The sequence below is a fragment of the Kitasatospora sp. NPDC056446 genome (genome assembly GCF_042796115.1).
In the GTDB taxonomy this organism is placed as follows: Bacteria; Actinomycetota; Actinomycetes; order Streptomycetales; family Streptomycetaceae; genus Kitasatospora.
Genome location: NZ_JBHTRF010000003.1, coordinates 114,033 through 134,690, shown reverse-complemented (window position 1 = coordinate 134,690; position 20,658 = coordinate 114,033). Strand labels below are relative to the sequence as shown.

Annotated in this window: 22 protein-coding genes; 9 read left to right on the top strand and 13 right to left on the bottom strand. The window is 72.5% G+C overall.

Annotated features, from left to right (window positions below):
- Positions 1–132 precede the first annotated feature (132 nt).
- Together ACFQ6N_RS03235 and ACFQ6N_RS03230 are read left to right on the top strand one after the other, a co-directional pair.
- A complete protein-coding gene (locus tag ACFQ6N_RS03235) occupies positions 133–1,476 on the top strand; it encodes a sensor histidine kinase (protein WP_380646522.1) in 1,344 nt (447 codons plus the stop codon).
- Entirely contained in the window at positions 1,440–2,090 is a 651-nt protein-coding gene (locus tag ACFQ6N_RS03230; protein WP_380646521.1) for a response regulator, read from the top strand. Before ACFQ6N_RS03235 ends, ACFQ6N_RS03230 begins: the two co-directional genes overlap by 37 nt.
- 79 nt (positions 2,091–2,169) lie before the next feature.
- Here ACFQ6N_RS03230 and ACFQ6N_RS03225 read toward each other — a convergent pair whose 3' ends face one another.
- From ACFQ6N_RS03225 to ACFQ6N_RS03210, 4 genes are all read right to left on the bottom strand, one after another.
- Complete coding sequence (locus ACFQ6N_RS03225) at positions 2,170–3,069, bottom strand: class I SAM-dependent methyltransferase (protein WP_380646520.1); 900 nt, start codon at positions 3,067–3,069, stop codon at positions 2,170–2,172.
- A gap of 40 nt (positions 3,070–3,109) precedes the next feature.
- A complete protein-coding gene (locus tag ACFQ6N_RS03220) occupies positions 3,110–4,162 on the bottom strand; it encodes an NAD(P)/FAD-dependent oxidoreductase (protein ID WP_380646519.1) in 1,053 nt (350 codons plus the stop codon).
- Between the two features lie 202 nt (positions 4,163–4,364).
- Positions 4,365–4,934, bottom strand: coding sequence for a GNAT family N-acetyltransferase (locus ACFQ6N_RS03215; protein ID WP_380646518.1), 570 nt, complete (start codon positions 4,932–4,934; stop codon positions 4,365–4,367).
- A gap of 23 nt (positions 4,935–4,957) precedes the next feature.
- The gene (locus tag ACFQ6N_RS03210; protein ID WP_380646517.1) at positions 4,958–5,875 is read right to left on the bottom strand and encodes an NAD(P)-dependent oxidoreductase; all 918 of its coding nucleotides are present in this window, start codon (positions 5,873–5,875) and stop codon (positions 4,958–4,960) included.
- Positions 5,876–5,983: 108 nt separating this feature from the next.
- On the opposite strand from ACFQ6N_RS03210, the gene ACFQ6N_RS03205 reads away from it, so the two are divergent.
- Positions 5,984–6,331: a winged helix-turn-helix transcriptional regulator gene (locus ACFQ6N_RS03205; protein WP_380646516.1), complete on the top strand. Its 348-nt coding sequence runs from the start codon at positions 5,984–5,986 to the stop codon at positions 6,329–6,331.
- Between the two features lie 28 nt (positions 6,332–6,359).
- On the opposite strand, the gene ACFQ6N_RS03200 is transcribed toward ACFQ6N_RS03205, so the two are convergent.
- Together ACFQ6N_RS03200 and ACFQ6N_RS03195 are read right to left on the bottom strand one after the other, a co-directional pair.
- Complete coding sequence (locus ACFQ6N_RS03200) at positions 6,360–6,782, bottom strand: DUF350 domain-containing protein (protein WP_380646515.1); 423 nt, start codon at positions 6,780–6,782, stop codon at positions 6,360–6,362.
- Positions 6,783–6,967: 185 nt separating this feature from the next.
- Positions 6,968–7,456 carry an LURP-one-related/scramblase family protein gene (locus tag ACFQ6N_RS03195; RefSeq protein ID WP_380646514.1) on the bottom strand — a complete coding sequence of 163 codons (489 nt, stop codon included), beginning with the start codon at positions 7,454–7,456 and terminating at the stop codon, positions 6,968–6,970.
- 158 nt (positions 7,457–7,614) lie between these two features.
- Here ACFQ6N_RS03195 and ACFQ6N_RS03190 point away from each other — a divergent pair, with 158 nt between their 5' ends.
- The gene (locus ACFQ6N_RS03190; protein ID WP_380646513.1) at positions 7,615–8,175 is read left to right on the top strand and encodes a GNAT family N-acetyltransferase; all 561 of its coding nucleotides are present in this window, start codon (positions 7,615–7,617) and stop codon (positions 8,173–8,175) included.
- A 662-nt stretch (positions 8,176–8,837) separates the two neighbouring features.
- On the opposite strand, the gene ACFQ6N_RS03185 is transcribed toward ACFQ6N_RS03190, so the two are convergent.
- From ACFQ6N_RS03185 to ACFQ6N_RS03175, 3 genes are all read right to left on the bottom strand, one after another.
- Positions 8,838–9,962, bottom strand: a complete 1,125-nt coding sequence (locus ACFQ6N_RS03185; protein ID WP_380646512.1) for a methyltransferase domain-containing protein — start codon at positions 9,960–9,962, stop codon at positions 8,838–8,840.
- A gap of 50 nt (positions 9,963–10,012) precedes the next feature.
- Positions 10,013–10,162 (bottom strand): hypothetical protein, encoded by a 150-nt coding sequence (locus ACFQ6N_RS03180; protein ID WP_199922064.1) that lies wholly within the window; start codon positions 10,160–10,162, stop codon positions 10,013–10,015.
- A gap of 342 nt (positions 10,163–10,504) precedes the next feature.
- Positions 10,505–10,699 (bottom strand): hypothetical protein, encoded by a 195-nt coding sequence (locus ACFQ6N_RS03175; protein ID WP_380646511.1) that lies wholly within the window; start codon positions 10,697–10,699, stop codon positions 10,505–10,507.
- A gap of 360 nt (positions 10,700–11,059) precedes the next feature.
- Between ACFQ6N_RS03175 and ACFQ6N_RS03170 the strand changes: the two genes are divergently transcribed.
- From ACFQ6N_RS03170 to ACFQ6N_RS03160, 3 genes are all read left to right on the top strand, one after another.
- Positions 11,060–11,803: an XRE family transcriptional regulator gene (locus ACFQ6N_RS03170; protein ID WP_380646510.1), complete on the top strand. Its 744-nt coding sequence runs from the start codon at positions 11,060–11,062 to the stop codon at positions 11,801–11,803.
- 3 nt (positions 11,804–11,806) lie between these two features.
- Positions 11,807–12,277: an NUDIX domain-containing protein gene (locus ACFQ6N_RS03165; protein ID WP_380646509.1), complete on the top strand. Its 471-nt coding sequence runs from the start codon at positions 11,807–11,809 to the stop codon at positions 12,275–12,277.
- A gap of 82 nt (positions 12,278–12,359) precedes the next feature.
- Positions 12,360–14,180, top strand: coding sequence for an NHL domain-containing thioredoxin family protein (locus tag ACFQ6N_RS03160; RefSeq protein ID WP_380646508.1), 1,821 nt, complete (start codon positions 12,360–12,362; stop codon positions 14,178–14,180).
- 164 nt (positions 14,181–14,344) lie between these two features.
- Here ACFQ6N_RS03160 and ACFQ6N_RS03155 read toward each other — a convergent pair whose 3' ends face one another.
- Together ACFQ6N_RS03155 and ACFQ6N_RS03150 are read right to left on the bottom strand one after the other, a co-directional pair.
- Positions 14,345–15,652: a M18 family aminopeptidase gene (locus tag ACFQ6N_RS03155; RefSeq protein ID WP_380646506.1), complete on the bottom strand. Its 1,308-nt coding sequence runs from the start codon at positions 15,650–15,652 to the stop codon at positions 14,345–14,347.
- Between the two features lie 261 nt (positions 15,653–15,913).
- Entirely contained in the window at positions 15,914–17,743 is a 1,830-nt protein-coding gene (locus ACFQ6N_RS03150) for an acyl-CoA dehydrogenase (protein WP_380646504.1), read from the bottom strand.
- 214 nt (positions 17,744–17,957) lie between these two features.
- On the opposite strand from ACFQ6N_RS03150, the gene ACFQ6N_RS03145 reads away from it, so the two are divergent.
- The gene (locus ACFQ6N_RS03145; protein ID WP_380646502.1) at positions 17,958–18,461 is read left to right on the top strand and encodes an SseB family protein; all 504 of its coding nucleotides are present in this window, start codon (positions 17,958–17,960) and stop codon (positions 18,459–18,461) included.
- 129 nt (positions 18,462–18,590) lie between these two features.
- Positions 18,591–19,550 carry a pirin family protein gene (locus tag ACFQ6N_RS03140; RefSeq protein WP_380646500.1) on the top strand — a complete coding sequence of 320 codons (960 nt, stop codon included), beginning with the start codon at positions 18,591–18,593 and terminating at the stop codon, positions 19,548–19,550.
- Positions 19,551–19,667: 117 nt separating this feature from the next.
- Here the strand turns inward: ACFQ6N_RS03140 and ACFQ6N_RS03135 are convergent, their stop codons facing one another.
- Positions 19,668–20,132 carry a hypothetical protein gene (locus tag ACFQ6N_RS03135; RefSeq protein WP_380646499.1) on the bottom strand — a complete coding sequence of 155 codons (465 nt, stop codon included), beginning with the start codon at positions 20,130–20,132 and terminating at the stop codon, positions 19,668–19,670.
- 16 nt (positions 20,133–20,148) lie between these two features.
- On the bottom strand, positions 20,149–20,433 hold the full coding sequence (locus ACFQ6N_RS03130; protein WP_380646498.1) for a hypothetical protein: 285 nt from the start codon (positions 20,431–20,433) through the stop codon (positions 20,149–20,151).
- Between the last annotated feature and the right edge of the window lie 225 nt (positions 20,434–20,658).

Genomic DNA, 20,658 nt, shown 5'->3' with positions numbered 1-20,658 from the left:
ACCGGGGGGTGTACCCAGGTACCCCCGGGAGGGGTCCAGGGCCCAGTGTCGGGCGGGCCCCGGTGCGGCAGGCTGGTTGCCGCAGGGTCGGGACGGCGGCCGCGAGGCCGTCACGAAGGGGGAGGAACGGTCATGGACAGCGACACCGGCACCACGGTCGGGAACGAGGGGCGCGGCGCGGGGCGGAGCCCGTCGCTCCTGCTGAGGCGGTCCGTCCGGGACCTGCTGCGCAGCACGGCACTGTCCGGGCTGGCGGTGCCGCAGATGCTGCTGCTCGTCGCCGCCTCCTTCGCCGTCGGCCTGCTGGGCATCGGGGTGGGCGCGCTGCTGGTGGTGCCGACCGTGATGGCGGTCCGCCGGCTGGCCGACCGGCGGCGCGAGCTGGCCGGCCGCTGGTCCGGTGTCCGGATCGCCGACCCGTACCTGCCGCAGCCGCCGGTCGAGCCGGGCTTCCGGGGCACGTGGCTGCACTGCCAGGCGCTGATCGCCGACCCGGCCACCTGGCGGGACGTGGTCTGGCTGTCCGTCGACCCGGTCGTCGGCGCGGGCCTGGCGCTGGTCCCGCTGGGCATGGTCCTGTGGGGCGTGTTCGGCCTGCTGCTGCCGTGGCTCTGGGAGCCGATCGTCTCCCACGGCGGCAACAACTGGTACCTGTGGATCCACGTGACCGACGCCGAGAGCGCCCGGTACTGCGCGCTGCTCGCCGTGCCGGTCGCGCTGGTCGGCCTGGCCGTCGCCCCCGCCGTGCTGCGCGGCCACACCCGGTTCGCCGCGTCACTGCTCGGCCCGACCGCGCGGGCCGAGACGCTGGCGGCCGAGCGCAAGGTCGTCCACCTGACCGAGACCCGGCGCGACGCGCTGACCGCCCAGGCCGCCGAACTGCGCCGCATCGAGCGGGACCTGCACGACGGCGCGCAGGCCCGGCTGGTCGCCATGGGGATGAACCTGGGCGTCGCCGAGCGGCTGGTCGAGCGGGACCCGCAGGCCGCCAAGCAGCTGCTCGCCGAGACCCGCAACGCCTCCGCCACCGCCCTCAACGAGCTGCGGGACCTGGTCCGGGGCATCCACCCGCCGGTCCTGGCGGACCGCGGACTCGCCGACGCCGTCCGGGCGTTGGGCCTGGACAGCCCGCTGAAGGTCAGCGTCTCGGCCGACCTGCCCGGCCGCGCCGAGGCCCCCGTCGAGTCCGCCTTCTACTTCGCCGTCTCCGAGGCCCTCACCAACGCGGCCAAGCACTCCGGCGCCGCCGCCGTGGACGTCCAACTCTGGTACGAGAACGGCATGCTGAAGGCCCAGGTCACCGACGACGGCACCGGCGGCGCCGACCCCTCGCGCGGCACCGGGCTGCGCGGCCTGGAACGGCGGCTTGCTACCTTCGACGGCGTCCTGGCCGTCCGCAGCCCGCTCGGCGGCCCCACGACCCTGACGATGGAGCTGCCGTGCGAGTTGTCCTCGCCGAGGACCTCTTCCTCCTGAGGGACGGGCTGGTCCGGATGCTGCAGGCCTACGACTTCGAGGTCGTGGCCGCGGTGGACACCGGACCGGACCTCCTGGAGGCCCTCCTCACCGAGCGCCCGGACGTGGCCGTCGTCGACGTGCGACTGCCCCCGACGTTCACCGACGAGGGCCTCCAGGCCGCCCTGGAGGCGCGCCGGCGGATCCCCGGACTGCCGGTGCTGGTGCTCTCCCAGTACGTCGAGCAGCTCTACGCCAAGGAGTTGCTCGCCGACGGCACCGGCGCGATCGGCTACCTGCTGAAGGACCGGGTCTTCGACCCCGACGAGTTCGTGGAGACGGTCCGCCGGGTGGCGGCCGGCGGCACCGCGCTCGACCCGCAGGTGATCGCGATGCTGGTCGGGAACACCGCGCGCAGCAAGCCGCTGGACCGCCTGACCCCGCGCGAGCGCGAGGTGCTGGGCCTGATGGCGGAGGGGCGCTCGAACGCGGCGATCGCCGAACGGATGGTGGTCACCGAGCGGGCGGTGAAGAAGCACACCGCCAACATCTTCCTCAAGCTCGACCTGCCGCCCTCCGAGGAGGACCACCGCCGGGTGCTCGCGGTGCTGGCCTTCCTGGAGGTCGCGCCCTGATCCCCCGGGCCCCGTGGAAGCGGGGACCCGGGGGATCAGGGGGCTCAGGGGCTCAGGGGGCCCAAGGGGACCAGGGGGCTCAGGCCTTGCGGGCGGTGTGGACGGTCATGGCGGAGAGGTAGAAGGCGTCCGGGCGGTTCAGGATCCCGGTGGGGGCGTCCTTCGCGAGGAGCGCTTCCAGGGTGCCGCGGTCCTCGGGGAGGAGGTGCTCGGCGAGCTGGTCGTGCAGGCGGGTGAGCTGGGTGTGCAGGTACTCGCGGGTCGGCCGGGCGAGCGGTGCGGGGTGGTCGACCAGGAAGGTGCGGGTGCCGCTGGGGGTCAGGCCGGCCCGCTCCAGCATGGCCGGCCAGTCCTCGATCTCCTCGGTGGCGTCCGGCAGTTCGGCCCGCATGCTGCTGAAGCCGTCCTCGTGGGCCGCGTCCAGCCGGGCCTGGAACCCGGGCCGGCCGAGGCCGAAGTCGCGGGGCAGGTAGCGCGCCGCCAGGCCGCGTTCGGCGACCGCGAGCAGGCCGCCGGGTCGCAGCACCCCGGCGAGCGAGGTGAGCGCGGCCTGCTGGTCGCCCAGGTGGTGGATCGCGTTGCCGGACCAGACCAGGTCGGCTTCGCCGAGCTTGTCGAACTCGGCCGGCAGGTCGGCCTGTCGCACGCCGAGCCGGCCGCCCGAGCGGGTCCGGGCCCGGTCCAGCAGGGCGGCCGACTGGTCGACGGCCACCACCTCGGCCGCCGGGAAGACGTCCGCCAGCAGCCCGGCGATCACCCCCGGGCCGCTGCCGACGTCGAGGACCCGCCGTACGGCGCCGTCCCCGTGCAGACCGGCCAGCCAGCGGGCGGCCTCGGTGACGGCGCCGGCCCGCAGGTCGGCCTCGTGCTCCAGGTGCGCGGCGAGCGCGTCCCAGTCGAAGTCGGCGGCGGGGACGTCCCCATGGTTGTGGTGGTGGCCGTGGCCGGTCCCGTGGCCGTGGTGGTGGTTCGAGGTCATGTCCGGTCTCTCCGTTCGTGGGTGACGAAAGCGTCCCTGCTCAGGCGGGCACCGCGGCGCCGGACGCGCGGTGGGCCGCGACGGCCCGGCGGATGTCCTCCTCCGCGAGGTCATGGTCGAGTGCGAAGGCCGCCGCCGCGCCCATCCCGGCGGCGACGACGACCTGGGCGCGCGGGTCCGCGACGTTGCCGACCGCCCAGACGCCGGGCAGGCTGGTACGGCCCGTACGGTCGGTGGTGACCCAGCCGCTGTCGTCCCGGGCGCAGTCGAGGCCGAACAGCAGCGCGTCCCGGGGCACCGGCTGCGGGAAGACGAACACCGCCTCGCGCGGCACCACCTGCCCGTCGGCCAGCTCGACGCCGCGCAGCCGCCCGTCGTCCGACACCAGCCGGACGATCCGGCCCTCGACCACGCGCACGCCACGGGCGGCCAGCCGCTCCCGCTCGGCCTCCGTCAGCACCAGGTCGTGCGCGAGCAGGACGACGTCCGCCGACCACTGCCGCAGCAGCAGCGCCTGGTTGACCGCCATCGGGTGGGTGCCGAGCACCCCGAGCGGCCGGTCCCGGACCTCCCAGCCGTGGCAGTACGGGCAGTGCAGCACGTCGCGGCCCCAGCGCTCGACCAGGCCCGGCAGCTCGGGCAGCCCGTCCCGCAGCCCGGTGGCGACCACCACCCGGCGCGCGTGCAGCACCGGGCCGCCGGCCAGGTGGACCGTGAAGCCCGGCCCGGCGGTCCCGGGCGTCCCGGCCCGCTCGGCACTGTGCTCGGCCTGCCCGACCGGCTCGATGTGCTCGGCCTGCTCGGCTGGCTCGACCTGCTCGATGTGCTCGACCCGGGCGTCGATCAGGTCGACCCCGTACCGGGCGACCTCCTCCCGCCCGACCGCCAGCAGCGCCGCCGGGGGCATGCCGTCCCGGCTCAGGAACCCGTGCATGTGGGCGGCCGGGGCGTTGCGCGGCTCACCGGCGTCCACCACCGCGACCCTGCGCCGGGCCCGGCCCAGGACCAGCGCGGCGTTCAGCCCCGCCGCTCCCGCGCCGACCACCACTACGTCGTAGCGCTCCCCGGTTGCTGCCTTCGTCGTCTCGCTCATGGCGCTCACCTCCACCGCCAGGCTGCGACCGGCCCCGGCATGTCGGCAAGCTTTGTTGCCACCTCAGCAAACCGGTCCGCCGTCCGCCCGGCTGTCTGCCCGGCTGCCGCCCGCCCGGAGGGCCCACCCGGCTGCCGTCCGCCTGGAGGGCCCGCCTGGCTGCCGTCCGCCCGGCGAGCCCCCGCCCGGCTGCCGGCCGGGGCTACCCCCTCGGTGCGGCGAAGCAGTGGACGGTGACCGTACGGCCGGAGGCCCACCGCTGCTCGCCGCTGCCGAGGTGCGTCCAGCCGAGGCGGCGGTAGAGCGCCACCGCCGCGGTGTCGGTGGCGAGGACGTCGAGGACCGGGTGGAGCCCGAGCGCCCGCGCGTGCGCCACGGCGCAGGCCAGCAGGCGCGCGCCGAGATGGTGCCCGCGCTCCCCCGGGGCGACGTAGAACCGGCCGATCACGGCGGTGAGTTCCGGGCGTCCGCCGGTGCGGCCGCTCCACAGGACCGGGGCGAGGTCGCCCGGGGAGCTGCGGGCGAGGCCGACGTGTCCGGCGAGCCGGCCGTCGGACTCCGCGACCCAGGCGGCGAGGAGGCCGTCCGGGGTGAGCCAGGAGGCGGGGCGGTCGGGCCAGTCCGCCGGGTAGCCGTCGGTACTGTGCACATCGCCCAGCACCCGGACGCAGTCGGCGAGGTCGTCGGCGCGGCGCGGTCGGACCGACGCCACCGCCCCGGCCTGCCGTGAGCCGGACGCGACGACATTGGCGCGTTCTTCGAGGTCTGCCATGCCGGTACGTTACCGGCCGCCCCTCACCGTCGCAGCAGGTCGACGACCCCGGTCAGGTCCTCCTCCCCGCCGCCGGCCGCCAACCGCCGCTCCATCAGCCGGAAGTAGGGCTCCAGCAGTTCCGCGCTCACGCCCTGCTCCGCTGCGGTGCGCAGCAGCGTTCCCTTGCCCGCGACCTGCATCGCCAGGCTGGACACCACGCCCCCGGTGTAGTCGCCGGCCTCCAGCTGCGACGCGGTCGTCGCCACCGAACCGGACATCGCGGTCAGCCAGCCCGCCAGCATCGGCGCGAGCTCCCCCGGCGCGACCGCCTCGCCGCGGACCAGCGCGAAGGCGTGCGCGACCCCGGCGAACATGCCGTACATCGCGCTGAGCAGCGCCACGTCGTGCAGGGCCGCGTGCCCGGCGTCGCCGCCCACGTACCGGGTGCCGGCGGGCACCGCAAGGACCGTCCGGTGCTCCTCGAACAGCTCGGACGAGCCGCTGTAGAACACGTACGGCCCGGCCGCCGGGACGCCGATCATCGGCGGGACGGCCATGATCCCGCCGTCCAGGTAGCGGGCGCCGCGCCGTTCGGCCCAGGCCGCGCGGGCCCGGGCCTGGCCGGGGGTGCCGGTGACCAGGTTGACCAGGTCCTTGCCCGCCAGGTCGGTGTCGGCCAGGGCCTCCTCCACGGAGTCGTCGTCGAGCAGGCAGACGACGACCAGGCGGTTCGCCGCGACGGCCTCGGCGGCGCTCCCGGCGACGGTGGCGCCGCGTGCGGCGGGCGTCCCGGCGCGGGCGGCGGTCCGGTTCCAGACGGTCAGCGGGTGCCCGGCGGCGAGCCAGGCGCCGGCCAGCGCGGTGCCCATCGCGCCGAGGCCGAGCAGGGTGAGGGGGGTGAGGGGGGTGAGGGGGGCGGGCGTGGTCGTGGACGCGTTCTCAACAGGGTTGTCCGTCATGGGAGTCAGCCTCCGTGCCACCCGCCGGAACGCTCAAGTACGCACTTCGAAGTGGGTGGTTACCCTGGGGTGAGCATCGAGGCCGGACGGGTCGGAAGGAGAGCGGGCATGGCGACCGCACCGAGGCCGGGGACGTACACCTGCGGGACCGACGCCGCGATGAACGTGATCGGCGGCAAGTGGAAGGTGTCGATCCTCTGGGCCCTGGGCGAGCGCCCGCACTGCCGCTTCGGCGAGCTGCGCCGCCTGCTGCCGGGGATCACCGAGAAGGTACTGACCGCGCACCTGCGCGAGCTGGAGGCGGACGGGATCGTGCACCGGCAGGCGTACGACGAGGTGCCGCCCCGGGTCGAGTACGCGCTGACCGAAGTGGGGGTGCGGCTCAACACCGCGCTGAGGCCGCTGGGGGACTGGGGGCGGGAGCACCTCCTGGGCGGGGCACCGCACCCGGCGTAGCCGGCGGCCCTCCGCCCGGCCCCGCCCGCTACGCGATCGCGGCCGACACCACGGCCGCCACCGCGATGTTGCAGCTGGCCGACACCCACACCGCCGGGTGCGGCTCCGGCTCGACCAGGATCTCGCCGAGCCTGCCGGGGGTCAGCAGGTCCACCAGCCAGAACGCGACGGCCATCAGCACCAGCCCGAGCAGCCCGTAACAGGCCGTCGAGGCAAGGCCCTTGGCGAAGTCGGCATAGGTGTACACGATCGCCGTGAAGACGATGCCGCCGATGCCGAGCAGCGCGGAGCTGAGCAGGACGGCGGCGTTGCGGTTGCGCTCGACCCAGATCTGGTGGCCGAGCCTGCCGGTCGTCAGCAGGTCCACCAGACCGATGCCCAGGAGCAGCAGCACCACCCCGAGGGCGCCGTAGGCCGCTGCCGCGCCGAGCCCGTGCAGGATGTCGTTCATCGTGGTTCCAGCCCCCGGTCCGCTCTCGCCGTACGCCCCCGGCCGACCGGCCGGGCCCCTCGCCGCACTTGGTCAAGGGTTGGCAAAACATACCCCACGCGGGTGAGAGACGGGCCGGGCGACCGGAAGCCGCGGACGGGCCGGCGGCCCCGAGGTCAGGGCTCCTCGCGTCGGCTCCCCCCCGGTCAGTGCTCCTCGTGCACCAGGTGGTCGACGCAGGCCGCGACCGCCAGCAGCAGGCCGGTGTCCGCGCCGTCGGCGATCTCCACCCCGTAGGTGTCCCGGACCCGGAACCACTTGCGGCTGATCCGGGCCAGCTCGTCGCCGTGGCCGTTCTCGATCCGGTAGTCCTTGTCGATCAGGTTCCCGTGGATCTTCAGCTCGCCGCCGGAGGCCAGGTCCACCAGGTACTTGTCGCGGAACGGGGTGAACAGCTTCTCCCGGACGGTCGCGATCACCTCGCCGTCGGCGTCCTCGATCTTCATCGCGTCCCGGACGGTGAGCATCTTCTCCTTCACCACCGCGACCACCCGGTCGTGCGCGTCCCTGAGTTCGAAGGTGTGCCGCAGCCGCAGCACCTTGCCGTCCACCAGGTACGCCTTGTGGCCCCGGTCGTCCTCGATCCAGTAGTCGTCGCCGACCGCGAACAGCTTCTCCCTGACCAGATACCGCACCGTGGGACCTCCTCCGTGTTGACGTCGCCCCCATTCGACCCCGAGCCCCCGCCCGCCGGAAAGCACCGCCACGAAGCACCCGCGGAAACGCACCCCCGAAAACGCGCGCTCGGAAAACCCCCTCGCCCCGCCCCGCCCGGATCGCCTTCAATACCGTCATGCACCCCGACCCCGCCCCCGGCCCCACCACCAGCCCCACCACCAGCCCCACCACCGTCCCGCTGCGCAGCGAACGCCTCGACCTGCTCCCGATCGCCCCCGAGCACGCCGGGGAACTGGCCGCCGCGCTCGCCGACCCGGCCCTGCACACCTTCACCGGCGGCCACCCGGCCACCCCCGAGGAGATGCGCGCCCGCTGCGCCCGGCTCGCCGCCGGCTCCCCCGACCCGGCCGAGCAGTGGGGCAACTGGGTCCTGCGACTACGCGCCGACGGCGCCCTCACCGGCTACGTCCAGGCCACCGTCGGCCCCGACGAGGCCGAACTCGCCTGGGTGGTCGGCACCCCCTGGCAGCGCCGAGGCCTGGCCACCGAAGCCGCCCGCACCCTGCTCGCCCACCTCGCCGCCACCGGCACCACCACGGCCGTCGCCCACATCCACCCCGACCACCACGCCTCCGCCGCCATCGCCCGCGCCCTCGGCCTGCACCCCACCCCCCACACCCACGACGGCGAGACCCGCTGGCAAGCCACCCTCCCCCGCCCCACCCCCACTACCTGAGCCCCGGCCCCCCCGAACCCGGTACGCCCGGAATGCCGATCCCGGCCGTCTCCCAGTTCCTCCCCGCCAACACCGCTGCGGTAGCAGACAGTTCACGGATCTTCTGCCCAGCAGTGGCCGCGACTGTCGGGGGTAGGGGTGCGCTGGACATGGAAGTGCTGACGAAGGGGGGCGGCTGTCTCGCTGGCCTGTGGCGGTGGCACGGTCGACCGCCGCACCGCGCGCCACTGCTGATCGAGACCGCCGCGCGAGTCGCCGAGATCGGGCTCGGGAACGTGCTGTCGCGCCGTCAGCGGTGCGACGGCAAAGGCCATGCGTCTGCCCTTGTACCGGCCTGGAGGAAGCCGATCCGCAGCGGTGGCAGGCGCGAACAGATCAACGTCCACGCGTCGTGTCACGGGTGCTGGCACGACACCGGACGACGGCTCGCCCGTCCTCGAAGGCGCGCGGATTCACCAGCGCCGGACACTGAGGTCAGACGCCGTGATCATCTGCATCTGACACCAGCCGATCCGGCTGAGGCGGGGAGAGCACTGCGACAGGTCCGCAGCAGTACCCGTGCCCCCGGGAGTCCCTCCGAGTGAGGGCCCCGGGGGCTTCGTCGTGCTCAGATCCGGCCGCCTGTCATTCGAATCGGATTGAACGGCCCGGGTGGTACGTGATCAATCTCGGACGGGTACCGGGTTCTCCGGGGAGTCGAGCCACACGGTGTGACCGGTCGGGGTGACCGTGACGCCGAAGCGGTCGAAGCCGGGGCGGCTCTGGTCGTCCCACCAATGCCAGGCGGCCTCCACCTCGTCCCAGAGGTTCCGGGGACCTGACTGGTACACCTCGTACTCCGTGCGGCCCCGCTCGTAGTCGGCGGAGGCCCACGACCGGGTGTCCCGGCTGTAGATCCAGAGCGTGTACGCGCTGTCTTCGTAGCGCTCCGCCCGCCAGAACGCCCCGGGCACTGCCGCCCCGATGACGAACTGCTCGAACCACCCGCCCGTGTCCGGAGGCGCCAGCGCGGTAGTGCTTCTCGCCCCGTCTGCGGGCCACTCCTTCCCCCGGAGGTAGTCCTCGAAGGGGGGCCGGTCCGTACGCTGCTGGCGCAGCCGCATGAACGCAGAACTGCGGGTGAACCTGCCGCTCGCGCCGGCCCCGTCGTCGTTCACGGTCAGCCGGACGACTTGCTCGCCGCCGTACTCGGTGCCGAACGGCGCCACGATGATTCCGCCGGGCGCCGACTGCTCCAACCACGCCGGAGGGATCTCCAGCAGAGAGCACGTCGCGATGATCCGGTCGTAGGGAGCACCGGCCGGCCAACCCTGCCGCCCGTCGCCCTCAACGACAGTCGGTGCGAACCCGGCCCGGTCCAGGTGCTCCCGGGCACCGTGTGCGACGTCCGGGTCGTACTCGACGGTCACGACGTTCGGGTCGCCGAGGCGGTGAGCCAGCAGACCGGCGTTCCACCCTGTGCCAGCGCCGATCTCCAGCACCCTGTCACCCGGGCGCACGTCGAGATCTTGCAGCATCGAGAAGACCATCGTGGGCATGGAGTTGGACGATGTCGGGGTGGTTCCGAGCCCGTCTCCGTGGTGCTGCCCGTCATCCCACTGCGTGGTCAACGGGATGTCGGAGTAGACCGCCCTCCGCCATGCCTCGGGGTCCTGCGACCGGTACACCACGGGGTTCTGTTCGGTGCCGTCCGCGATGCCCGGCCAGATGCGGTCCGGAACGAACAGCTCACGGGGTACAGCCTTGAAGGAGGGGAGCCAGTCCGTAGAGAGTGCGCCGCCGGCCATCAGCGCGGAGGCGAGCCCCTGGGGGCCCGCCTCCTTGTGCGTTTCGCCCGTCACTTGCCGCTGCCGCCCGCCGGGGACGAGCCGTCGGACGTGTTGCCGCCCTCGTCGGACCCGCCGCCGCCGTGCCCGGCGCCCTTGTTGCTGTCGTCCTGCTGCCCGCCGCCCTTGCCGTCGCCGGACCCGCCGCCGCGCTTGCCCATGGTCTTCCCCTCTCTGTCGGTCAGGCTGAGGCGTTCCTCTGCCTGTCGTGCACCTTGCTGCCCGTACCGGCCGGGTCCTTCCCCAGACGGACGGCACGGGGGTCTGTGAGGCGCTCAGCGCCACGGGTGGTTCGCCTCGCGCAGCCGGGCCAGAAGCTCAGTGCGCCGGTCGCGCTGCTCGGCCGTCAACGGAGCCTCGCTGACTCCTCCGGGGTGAGAACCCGCCGGTGCTCGACGGGGTTCTGAGGAGGCCACGGGTGGGCCTTCATCCACCTGAACGGGTCCACAGGCTCAGCGGCTCCGTTGGGGCGCTTCATTGAGTCCTGCGGGACCTCCAGGGACTCATCCGTCATCGCGCACCGCCAGGCACTCTCCGTCGTCCGCGTGCTGGGCACGCCACTTGGCGACCTTGCGCAGGATCGTCGGGTTGTCCGGGTACTGCGCGGCCATGCCGTCGAAGAGTTCACATCCGGGGCACTGGCCGGCGTCCGCGGCGCTCTCAGCCGTGAGCGGCAGAATGCGGCCGACCAGATTCATTCGGCTACGCCCCGCCACAGGACGACCCCGCATTCCCCGTGTCGGGACACAGATCCGCGCCACAGGCACAGGCAGGCCACTCGCGAGAAGTCCCCTGCGCAACCACCCGGCTCGACACCTCGGCGTCGTAGTCGTCGAGGGGGTTGAAGGAGGCCAGCGTCACGCTAGGTGCCGCCTTGTGCTCGGAGAACGTCCGCGTGTCTCTGTCGTCCACCATCATTGGCCTCCTCCCGGCGAGTCCACACCAAGATCCGGCAGCGACCCGGGACGGTGAAACCTCGCGCAAGGGACACTTGAGAACGTCCCTCGCGCGGTACAACGTCCCTACAAGGGTCCGGGCTTTGCGGGGAGACACGCGAAATGCCGAACGAGAGACTGAAAGCCGTCATGGCGTCCGGTGGTTGGACGTGCGCCGCTCTGGCGGACAAGGCCGGCGTCGACACCAAGTCGGTTGAGCGCTGGGCCAACCAGAACCGGACGCCCCGGCTGGGGACGGCCCGTGCGGCTGCCGAAGTACTGGGAGAAGACATGTTCGCGCTGTGGCCGAGCCTGCGGCAGCCACGCGCCGCGCGGGCGATAAGCCCTGAGCTGGTGGCCCTGTACGAGCAGCGGGCCGACCTACCGGTGTCCGTCATCGTGGATTTGCTGGAGAAGGCCACTGATCGCATCGACGTGCTGGTCTACGCCGCCGTCTTCCTCCACGAGGCCTACCCACGGCTCAACGATCTGCTCCGGGAGCGCGCCGCCGAGGGCTGTGCGGTCCGGATCGCCATCGGCGACCCCGACAGCGAGAACGTGCGGCAGCGCGGGGAGGAGGAGAAGTTCGGCCACGGCATCGAGTCCCGGTGCAGGCTCGCCCTCATGCACTGCCGGCCGCTCGTCGGCACGCCCGGCGTCGAAATCCGCACGCACGGAACCACGCTCTACAACAGCCTCTACCGGGCCGACGACCAGTTGCTCGTGAACGCCCACGTGTGGGGCGTGAACGCCTTCGGAGCGCCGGTCTGGCACCTTCGACGGACAGGTGCGGGAACGCTCTTCGACACCTACGCTTCGAGCTTCGATGCGGTGTGGAGCACCGCCCGGCCGGTCGAGGAGAGCTGATCCGTGGCACGGACCGAGTACTACGACGATCCCGACGCCCCCAAGCCCAACCGGCTGGTGGTCGCCGCCTCCGCCGTCGTGACGGACGAGGCCGGGCGCATCCTGCTCCAGCGACGCGTCGACAACGACCTGTACGCCCTGCCCGGCGGGACGATGGATCTCGGCGAGTCGCTTCCGGGTACGGCCGTGCGCGAGGTCTTCGAGGAGACCGGCCTGGAAGTCGAGATCACCGGCCTTGTCGGCACCTACACCGACCCGCGTCACGTCATCGCCTACTCGGACGGCGAGGTGCGGCAGCAGTTCAACGTCTGCTTTACCGCCCGGGTGACCGGCGGCACCCTGCGCATCTCCGACGAGTCCACCGACCTCCGCTTCGTCCTCCCCGAGGAGATCGCCGACCTGCCGATGCACCACACCCAGCGCCTACGGCTCAGGCACTTCCTGGAGCAGCGGACCTCTCCCTACCTCGGTTAGACCGGCGGCCCGAACCTCAGCCGGCACCGGTGACCACCCCAGCGCCGGAATGCGGACGGGCGGCGTGGGGTTTGATTGGGGCATGGCTTCTCGTGCACGTGTACGCGCCCCCGAACTCGTCGGCGCCGGTGGATGGCTCAACACCGGCGGCAAGGAGCTCACGCTCGCCGACTTCCGGGGCAAGATCACCATCCTGGACTTCTGGACCTTCTGCTGCATCAACTGTCTGCACGTCCTGGACGAGCTGCGGGAGCTGGAGGAGAAGCACCGCGACACCGTGGTGATCGTCGGGGTGCACTCGCCGAAGTTCGTGCACGAGGCGGACCACCAGGCCGTGGTGGACGCCGTCGCCCGGTACGAGGTGCACCACCCGGTGCTGGACGACCCGGCGCTGGTGACCTGGAAGCAGTACGCCGTCCGGGCGTGGCCCACGCTGGTGGTGATCGACCCGGAGGGCTACGTGGTCGCGCAGCACGCCGGGGAGGGGCACGCGCACGCGATCGCCCGGCTGGTCGAGGAGTTGGAGGCCGAGCACGCCGCGAAGGGCACGCTGCGGCGCGGCGACGGCCCGTACGTGGCGCCGGAGGCGACGGCCGGGGACCTCAAGTTCCCGGGCAAGGCGGTGCGGCTGCCGAACGGCCACTTCCTGGTCGCCGACTCCGGCCACCACTCGCTGGTCGAGCTGGCCGAGGACGGCGAGACGGTGGTGCGCCGGATCGGTGACGGGCAGCGCGGCCTGGTGGACGGCACCAGTCCGCGGTTCAGCGAGCCGCAGGGGCTGGCGCTGCTGCCGGAGGGCCACCCGTACGACTACGACGTGGTCGTCGCCGACACCGTCAACCACGCCCTGCGCGGGCTGCGGCTGGCCGACGGCAGCGTGACGACGCTGGCCGGGACCGGCCGGCAGTGGTGGCAGGGCTCGGCCACCGAGGGCCCGGCGCGCGAGGTGGACCTCTCCTCGCCGTGGGACGTCGCCTGGTTCGACGGCCGGGTGTGGATCGCGATGGCCGGCGTGCACCAGCTGTGGGCGTACGACCCGGCGGCCGGCACGGTCGGGGTCGCGGCGGGCACCACCAACGAGGGCCTGGTGGACGGGCCCCTCGCCGAGGCCTGGTTCGCCCAGCCGTCCGGGCTGGCGGTCTCGGCGGACGGCGGGAGGCTGTGGGTCGCCGACTCGGAGACCTCCTCGCTGCGCTGGGTTTCACGTGAAACAGGGACGGTCGAGACCGCCGTCGGCACCGGGCTGTTCGACTTCGGGCACCGGGACGGCGCGGCCGGCCAGGCCCTGCTCCAGCACCCGCTGGGCGTCACCGTGCTGCCGGACGGCTCGGTGGCCGTCAGCGACACCTACAACCACGCGCTGCGCCGCTTCGACCCGGCGAGCGGCGAGGTCAGCACGCTGGCCACCGACCTGCGCGAGCCCTCCGGGGCGGTGCTGGTGGACGGCGACATCGTGGTGGTCGAGTCGGCCCGGCACCGGCTGACCAGGCTGCGGCTGCCGGAGGAGGCGGTGCGGGTCGAGCCGGTGGCGCACCGCACCCGGCGCGCCGCCACCGAGGTCGCGCCGGGCGCCTTCCGGCTGGACGTGGTCTTCTCGGCGCCGAGCGGCCAGAAGCTGGACGAGCGCTACGGCCCGTCCACCCGGCTGCTGGTCAGCGCGACCCCGCCCGAACTGCTGGTCTCCGGTGCGGGCGCGGACAGCGACCTCTCCCGCGAGCTGGTGCTCTCCGACGAGGTCGCCGAGGGCGTGCTGCACGTGTCCGCGATGGCGGCCTCCTGCGACGACGACCCGGAGATCGAGTACCCCGCCTGCCACGTGCACCAGCAGGACTGGGGCGTGCCGGTGAAGCTGGTCGCCGACGGCGCCCGCCGCCTCCCGCTGGTCCTGGCGGGCATGGAGTAACCGGGCATGGAGTAACCGGGCGCGGAAGCATCGGGGCGCGGAGCATCCGGGCGCGAAAGCACCCGGGCGTGGAGCGACCGGGCCCGGGACACCCCCTGCGGAACCGGGAGGGGCCCGGTGGAAGGACGGTCGTCCTTCCACCGGGCCCCTCGCGGTCGGCGCGCTCAGCCCTCCAGGAAGGCCTTGATCGCGCTCGCCAGCAGGTACGGGTCCTCGGCGCCGCACAGCTCGCGCGCCGAGTGCATGGACAGCGCCGCGATGCCGCAGTCCACCGTCTTGATGCCCAGCCGCGCCGCCGTGATCGGACCGATCGTCGTACCGCAGGGCATGGCGTTGTTGGAGACGAAGGACTGCCACGGCACCCCCGCCCGCTCGCAGGCGGCCGCGAACACCGCCCGGCCGACGCCGTCGGTCGCGTAGCGGTTGTTGACGTTGACCTTGAGGATCGGCCCGCCGTTCGGCACCGGGTGGTGGCCCGGCTCGTGCCGCTCGCTGTAGTTCGGGTGGACGGCGTGGCCCATGTCCGAGGAGAGGCAGACGGTGCCGGCCAGCGCCCGGGCGCGGTCCTCGGTGGTGCCGCCGCGCGCGTGGATCGTGCGGTCCAGGACGTTGCCGAGCAGCGGGCTCTGCGCGCCGGTGTCGGACTCGCTGCCGGTCTCCTCGTGGTCGAAGGCGGCCAGCACCGGGATGTACGGCAGCTCGGCGGCGCCGTCCGCGGAGGCGACGGCGACCAGCGCGGCGGTGGCCGCGTGCACGGAGAGCAGGTTGTCCAGGCGCGGGCCGGCCAGCAGCTCGCGGTCCCGGCCGAGGTAGGAGGCGGGCTGGACGTCGTGCGTCATGAGGTCCCAGCCGACCACGTCGTCGGCGGCCAGGCCGGCCCGCTCGGCGACGTAGGAGATCAGCCCGCCCTCGTCGACCGGGCCGAGGCCCCAGATCGGGGTGAGGTGGCGCTGCTTGTCGAGCTTCATGCCCTCGTTGACCTGGCGGTCCAGGTGGATGGCGAGCTGCGGCACGCGCAGCAGCGGCTCGTCCAGCTGGACCAGCCGGACCGTGCCGTCCTTGAGCGCGAGCCTGCCGGAGAGGCCGAGGTCCCGGTCCAGCCAGGTGTTCAGCGGGACGCCGCCGTAGATCTCCACCGCGACCTGCCGCCAGCCGGCCGAGCCGGTGTCCGGCAGCGGCTTGACCCGCAGGTTGGGCGAGTCCGTGTGGGTGCCGACGATCCGGAACGGGGTCTCGGGCCCGGCCCCCTCCGGCAGGTACCAGGCGATCAGCGCGCCGCCGCGGATCAGGTAGCGCCCACCGACGGAGCCGTCCCAGGCATCCGTCTCGGCGACCTGTCGGAAGCCTGCCTTCTCCAGCCGCTCGGCGGCGCTCGCCACCGCGTGGTACGGGGACGGCGAGGTGCCGAGGAACGCCATCAGATCGTCGGTGTGCGTCCGGTCGAAGAATGCCCGGCGGGCGGCGGTCGACATACTGCTCCAGGGTCGAGGGAGGGCCGAAGCCGGATGGGGGATCGGCTTCGCACCTTGAGCATATGCCCGTACACGGACACGGCATTCGGTACCCGGCGACGGGTGCGGAACCCGGACACGGCCGTGGACCGCCGCGCGCCAACTCCCCCCGGCCGAAGGACCGCAGCGCACGGGCACCGCCCCCGCACAACACCGAAGGGCCCGGTGGCAGCCGGGCCCTTCGGTGTGAGGGTGTGTCAGGCGGTCGGAAGGGTGGCAGGCCTAGAAGGCCTCCTCCGCGAGCTCCATGATCTCGTTGTCGATGGCCTCGGCGATCACGCGCTGCGGGGCGACGGTCGGCAGGACGTTCTTGGCGAAGAAGCGGGCCGCCGCGACCTTGCCCTGGTAGAAGGGGATGTCCTTCTCGGAGGCGCCGGCCTCCAGCTTGGCCAGGGCCACCGCGGCCTGGCGCAGCAGCAGCCAGCCGACCACGACGTCGCCGGAGACCATCAGCAGGCGGGTGGTGTTGAGGCCCACCTTGTACATGTTCTTGACGTCCTGCTCGACCGAGGACAGGTCGGCCAGCAGCTTGCCGATGATGGCCTCCAGGTCACCGGCGGCCTTGGCGAGGAGCTCGCGCTCGGTGGCGAGGGCGTCGCCGCCGGCGGCGGAGCCGATGAACTTCTGGATCTGCTCGGACAGCGCGGTGAGCGCCTGGCCGCCGTCCTTGACGATCTTGCGGAAGAAGAAGTCCTGGCCCTGGATCGCGGTGGTGCCCTCGTACAGGGTGTCGATCTTGGCGTCGCGGATGTACTGCTCGATCGGGTACTCCTGCAGGTAGCCGGAGCCACCGAAGGTCTGCAGGGACTGGGCGAGCTGCTCGTAGGACTTCTCCGAGCCGTAGCCCTTGACGATCGGCAGGAGCAGGTCGTTGAGGCGCTCGGCGGCCTCGTCGGTCTCGCCGCGCAGCTTGGCGGCCATCATGTCGTCCTGGGTGGACGCGGTGAACAGGACCAGCGCGCGCATGCCCTCGGCGTAGGCCTTCTGGGTGAGCAGCGAGCGGCGCACGTCGGGGTGGTGGGTGATGGTGACGCGCGGGGCGGTCTTGTCCAGGAACTGCGAGATGTCGGCGCCCTGCACGCGCTCCTTGGCGTACTCCAGGGCGTTCAGGTAGCCGGTGGAGAGCGTGGCGATGGCCTTCGTGCCGACCATCATGCGGGCGAACTCGATGATCTTGAACATCTGGCGGATGCCGTCGACCTTCTCGCCGAGCAGCCAGCCCTTGGCCGGGTGCTTGGCGCCGAAGGTCATCTCGCAGGTGTTCGAGGCCTTGAGGCCCATCTTGTGCTCGACGTTGGTGGCGTAGGCGCCGTTGCGCTCGCCGAGCTCGCCGGTCTCCCAGTCGAAGTCGAACTTCGGGACGATGAACAGGCCCAGGCCCTTGGTGCCGGGCTTGCCGCCCTCGGGGCGGGCCAGCACCATGTGGATGATGTTCTCGGACATGTCGTGCTCGCCCGAGGTGATGAAGCGCTTCACGCCCTCGATGTGCCAGGAGCCGTCCTCCTGGCGGATCGCCTTGGTGCGGCCGGCGCCCACGTCCGAGCCAGCGTCGGGCTCGGTGAGGACCATGGTGGAGCCCCAGAGGCGGTCGGTCATCCGCTTGGCGACCTCCAGCTGCTCCTCGGTGCCCTCGTCGGCGATGACGCCGGCGAAGGCCGGGCCGGAGGAGTACATCCAGATGGCCGGGTTGGAGCCCAGGATCTGCTCGGCGAAGGCCCAGATCAGCGAGTTCGGGGTGACCTGGCCGCCGATCGACTCCGGGATGCCCAGGCGCCACCACTCGGCGTCCATGAAGGTCTGGTAGCTCTTCTTGAACGCGGCCGGGATCGGCGCGGTGTTGGTCTCCGGGTCGAAGACCGGCGGGTTGCGGTCGGTGTCGGTGAAGGACGCCGCGAGGTCGTTCTCGGCCAGGCGCGCGATCTCGCTGAGGATGTTCTTCGCGGTCTCGACGTCCATGTCCGCGAACGGTCCGGTGCCGTAGACCTGCTCGCGGCCGAACACCTCGAAGAGGTTGAACTCCACGTCACGCAGGTTGGACTTGTAGTGACCCATGGCCGTTTTCTCCGGTTCGTCGCTTCCGGGAGACCGCCGCGTTCCGGCGTCCCGATACCCACCAGTAGGCATCATGATGCTACCCAGCGGTAACTTGGGCAAGCCCTCGACGGTGAATCCGCTATGAACGTGGTCACGTCCCACAGTCCGGGCGACCACTCCTTGTCAGGATCGGCGCCAGCGCGGGCGGGTGCGCTCCCGCTAGCCTGTCCGTGTGTACGGATATGACCAGAACGCATACCCGGGCGACCCCTACCAGCAGCAGGCGGGACCGCAGCCGGGCATGAACGGCATGCCCGGACCGGACGCCTACGGCGCTCAGCCGCAGGCCGACCAGCAGTCCCTCTACCCCGAGCCGTCCCCGCCCTCGCTGGCGGACGCCGTCCGGGCCTTCACCACCGGCTCGATGGCGGTCGAGGACTTCCAGGCGATCTTCATCACCTCGAAGGTGCACTGCCCGCGCGGCGAGCGCCCCGGCTTCCTCGCGCTGCACAACACGCCGACGCCGGTGATCCCGATGTTCAGCTCGCTGAAGGAGCTGCGCCGCTACGCCGGCAAGGACTCCAAGCACTTCACCGTCTCGGGCGCCGAGGTGCTGGACCTGCTGCCGACCGGCTACGGCTTCGCGCTGGACATGGAGGGCGAGCACCGGATGGTGTTCGACGCCAAGGCCGTCGAGCAGATGGTCGACTTCACCATGCGCCGGATGTACGGCTAGTCCACTCTGGAGGGGAGGAGCCCGGCGCTCCTTCGTCACTACATAGTTCAATTTTCAACTTGCTTGTTGTTGAGGATTGAACTAATCTGTTGGACACAGGCCGCAGTACCCCCCTCGAAGGAGGCCGACATGCCCGCCGTGACCGTCGACAACCCGCTGACCCTCCCGCGCGTCACCGCGCCGGACCCCGCCGTCACGAGCGCGCGGCCGGTCCTCACCGTGGCCACCGCCCCCGAGGGCTACGAGGGCGAGGGCTTCCCCGTCCGCCGCGCCTTCGCCAAGATCAACCAGAAGTACCTCGACCCGTTCATCATGATGGACCAGATGGGCGAGGTGGACTACGCGGCCGGCGAGCCCAAGGGCACCCCCTGGCACCCGCACCGCGGCTTCGAGACCGTCACGTACATCATCGACGGAACGTTCATCCACCGGGACTCGCACGGCGGCGGCGGCACCATCACCGACGGCGACACCCAGTGGATGACCGCCGGCTCCGGCCTCCTGCACATCGAGACCCCGCCGGAGTCCCTGGTGAAGTCCGGCGGCCTCTTCCACGGCCTCCAGCTGTGGGTGAACCTGCCCGCCTCGGACAAGATGATCGCCCCGAAGTACCAGGACATCCGCGGCGGCAGCGTCAAGCTGCTCAGCACCGAGGACGGCGGCGCGCTGCTGCGCGTCATCGCCGGTGAGCTGGACGGCCACCAGGGCCCGGGCACCACCTTCACCCCGATCACCATGATCCACGCCTCGGTCAGCCCCGGCGCCCAGGTCACCCTGCCCTGGCGCACCGACTTCAACGCCCTCGCCTACGGCCTCGCCGGCAACGGCTCGGCCGGCACCGAGCACCGCCCCTTCCACCGGGGCCAGGCCGTCGTCTTCGGCGACGGCGACTCGATCACCCTGCGCGCCGACGAGAAGCAGGACTCCCGTGACAACAACTTCGAGGTCGTCCTCCTCGGCGGCCTCCCGATCCGTGAACCCGTCGCCCACTACGGCCCGTTCGTGATGAACAGCCACCGGGAGCTCCAGCAGGCCATGGAGGACTTCCAGGCCGGCCGCCTCGGCACCGTCCCCGCCGACGGGCACTGAGGCGCCGGGCAGGGCGCCGCAACGGCACGACAGCGCGACGGCGGGGCGGGCCCGGGTGGTGATCCGGGTCCGCCCCGCCGTCGTGTCGTCCGGACCGGGTGCGGGGAGCCGCTCCGGTCAGTCGGCCTCCGCGATCCAGGCCGCCAGCTGCTCGGGCGTGGTGGCCGGATCGGCCACCAGCTCGTTCAGTTCGTCGCCCTGGTAGTGCTGGGTGGAGACGGCCGGACACCGGTGGCAGGCGTCCACGCCCCGCTGACGCCACCACTGGCAGTCCGTCCGCAGGTGGCACCGGGGAACCGCGCGGGACTCGCCCGCCGACGGGAGGGTCAGCACCCGGTCGACCAGGGTGCAGTCGTTCCCCGAACGGTTGATGCAGTCCGAGACGCAGTGCGACGCGAACCGCAGGACCCGGGTCGGGGAGATCCCCGCCGGGACGGCACCGAGCACGTCGCCCGCCGGCACCGGCTCGGCCAGGTAGGCGACCTGGCCGTCCGCACCGGAACGCACTCCGAGGACGACCGCCTCGGGGGCGTTCGGATCGCCGCTCGGACACCAGGAGGGAGTGGACTCGTCGGTTCCCACGGTGCTCACCTCCGGGTCAGCAGGCGGGGAGCTCGGGACCGGCCGCCACGCTCTCCTGGGCGACCCGGCCGACGGGGTTGGAGCTCAGCTGCGCGGCGCGGCCCACCGGGCCCGTGCTCAGCCGGCCGGACTGGGTCTGCTCCAGCGCGATCGCCTGCTGGAGGCTCTGCTGCAGCTGCTGGGCCGAGGTGATGCGCTCGGCCTTGGCGGGGGCGGCGCTCGCCGGGGCGGCGCCGGCGACGGCGAGACCGGCCGCGATGAGTGCGGCCGCGCCGGTGGCGGTGAGTCGGGTGTGCTTCATGAAGCCTCTCCAGAGTCGGAAGGGTCGGACGACCGGGACTTCGGGCGCAGGCAACAGGAGCGGGCGCCCCCCGTCCTTGGCCGGCCGCAAACTCTAGGGAGGTCCGGGCCGTGGCAGCGGCAGTTCGCGGGGGCAGTTGCGCCCTGCCGGTGCCGGTGTGACGGTTGCGGACCACCGGTGCGCAATCGCAGCGGTCCGGGTACGGCAGTCGTACCGGCCTCCGGA

Excerpts from the sequence above, each read along its gene's own strand:
- ACFQ6N_RS03140 (WP_380646500.1), top strand. The coding sequence starts at position 18,591 with ATGCCCGCCGTGACCGTCGACAACCCGCTGACCCTCCCGCGCGTCACC.
- ACFQ6N_RS03225 (WP_380646520.1), bottom strand. The coding sequence starts at position 3,069 with ATGACCTCGAACCACCACCACGGCCACGGGACCGGCCACGGCCACCAC.
- ACFQ6N_RS03175 (WP_380646511.1), bottom strand. The coding sequence starts at position 10,699 with ATGAATCTGGTCGGCCGCATTCTGCCGCTCACGGCTGAGAGCGCCGCG.
- ACFQ6N_RS03215 (WP_380646518.1), bottom strand. The coding sequence starts at position 4,934 with ATGGCAGACCTCGAAGAACGCGCCAATGTCGTCGCGTCCGGCTCACGG.
- ACFQ6N_RS03185 (WP_380646512.1), bottom strand. The coding sequence starts at position 9,962 with ATGGCCGGCGGCGCACTCTCTACGGACTGGCTCCCCTCCTTCAAGGCT.
- ACFQ6N_RS03150 (WP_380646504.1), bottom strand. The coding sequence starts at position 17,743 with ATGGGTCACTACAAGTCCAACCTGCGTGACGTGGAGTTCAACCTCTTC.
- ACFQ6N_RS03205 (WP_380646516.1), top strand. The coding sequence starts at position 5,984 with ATGGCGACCGCACCGAGGCCGGGGACGTACACCTGCGGGACCGACGCC.
- ACFQ6N_RS03170 (WP_380646510.1), top strand. The coding sequence starts at position 11,060 with ATGCCGAACGAGAGACTGAAAGCCGTCATGGCGTCCGGTGGTTGGACG.
- ACFQ6N_RS03155 (WP_380646506.1), bottom strand. The coding sequence starts at position 15,652 with ATGTCGACCGCCGCCCGCCGGGCATTCTTCGACCGGACGCACACCGAC.
- ACFQ6N_RS03180 (WP_199922064.1), bottom strand. The coding sequence starts at position 10,162 with ATGGGCAAGCGCGGCGGCGGGTCCGGCGACGGCAAGGGCGGCGGGCAG.
- ACFQ6N_RS03220 (WP_380646519.1), bottom strand. The coding sequence starts at position 4,162 with ATGAGCGAGACGACGAAGGCAGCAACCGGGGAGCGCTACGACGTAGTG.
- ACFQ6N_RS03200 (WP_380646515.1), bottom strand. The coding sequence starts at position 6,782 with ATGAACGACATCCTGCACGGGCTCGGCGCGGCAGCGGCCTACGGCGCC.
- ACFQ6N_RS03210 (WP_380646517.1), bottom strand. The coding sequence starts at position 5,875 with ATGACGGACAACCCTGTTGAGAACGCGTCCACGACCACGCCCGCCCCC.
- ACFQ6N_RS03130 (WP_380646498.1), bottom strand. The coding sequence starts at position 20,433 with ATGAAGCACACCCGACTCACCGCCACCGGCGCGGCCGCACTCATCGCG.
- ACFQ6N_RS03160 (WP_380646508.1), top strand. The coding sequence starts at position 12,360 with ATGGCTTCTCGTGCACGTGTACGCGCCCCCGAACTCGTCGGCGCCGGT.
- ACFQ6N_RS03235 (WP_380646522.1), top strand. The coding sequence starts at position 133 with ATGGACAGCGACACCGGCACCACGGTCGGGAACGAGGGGCGCGGCGCG.
- ACFQ6N_RS03190 (WP_380646513.1), top strand. The coding sequence starts at position 7,615 with ATGCACCCCGACCCCGCCCCCGGCCCCACCACCAGCCCCACCACCAGC.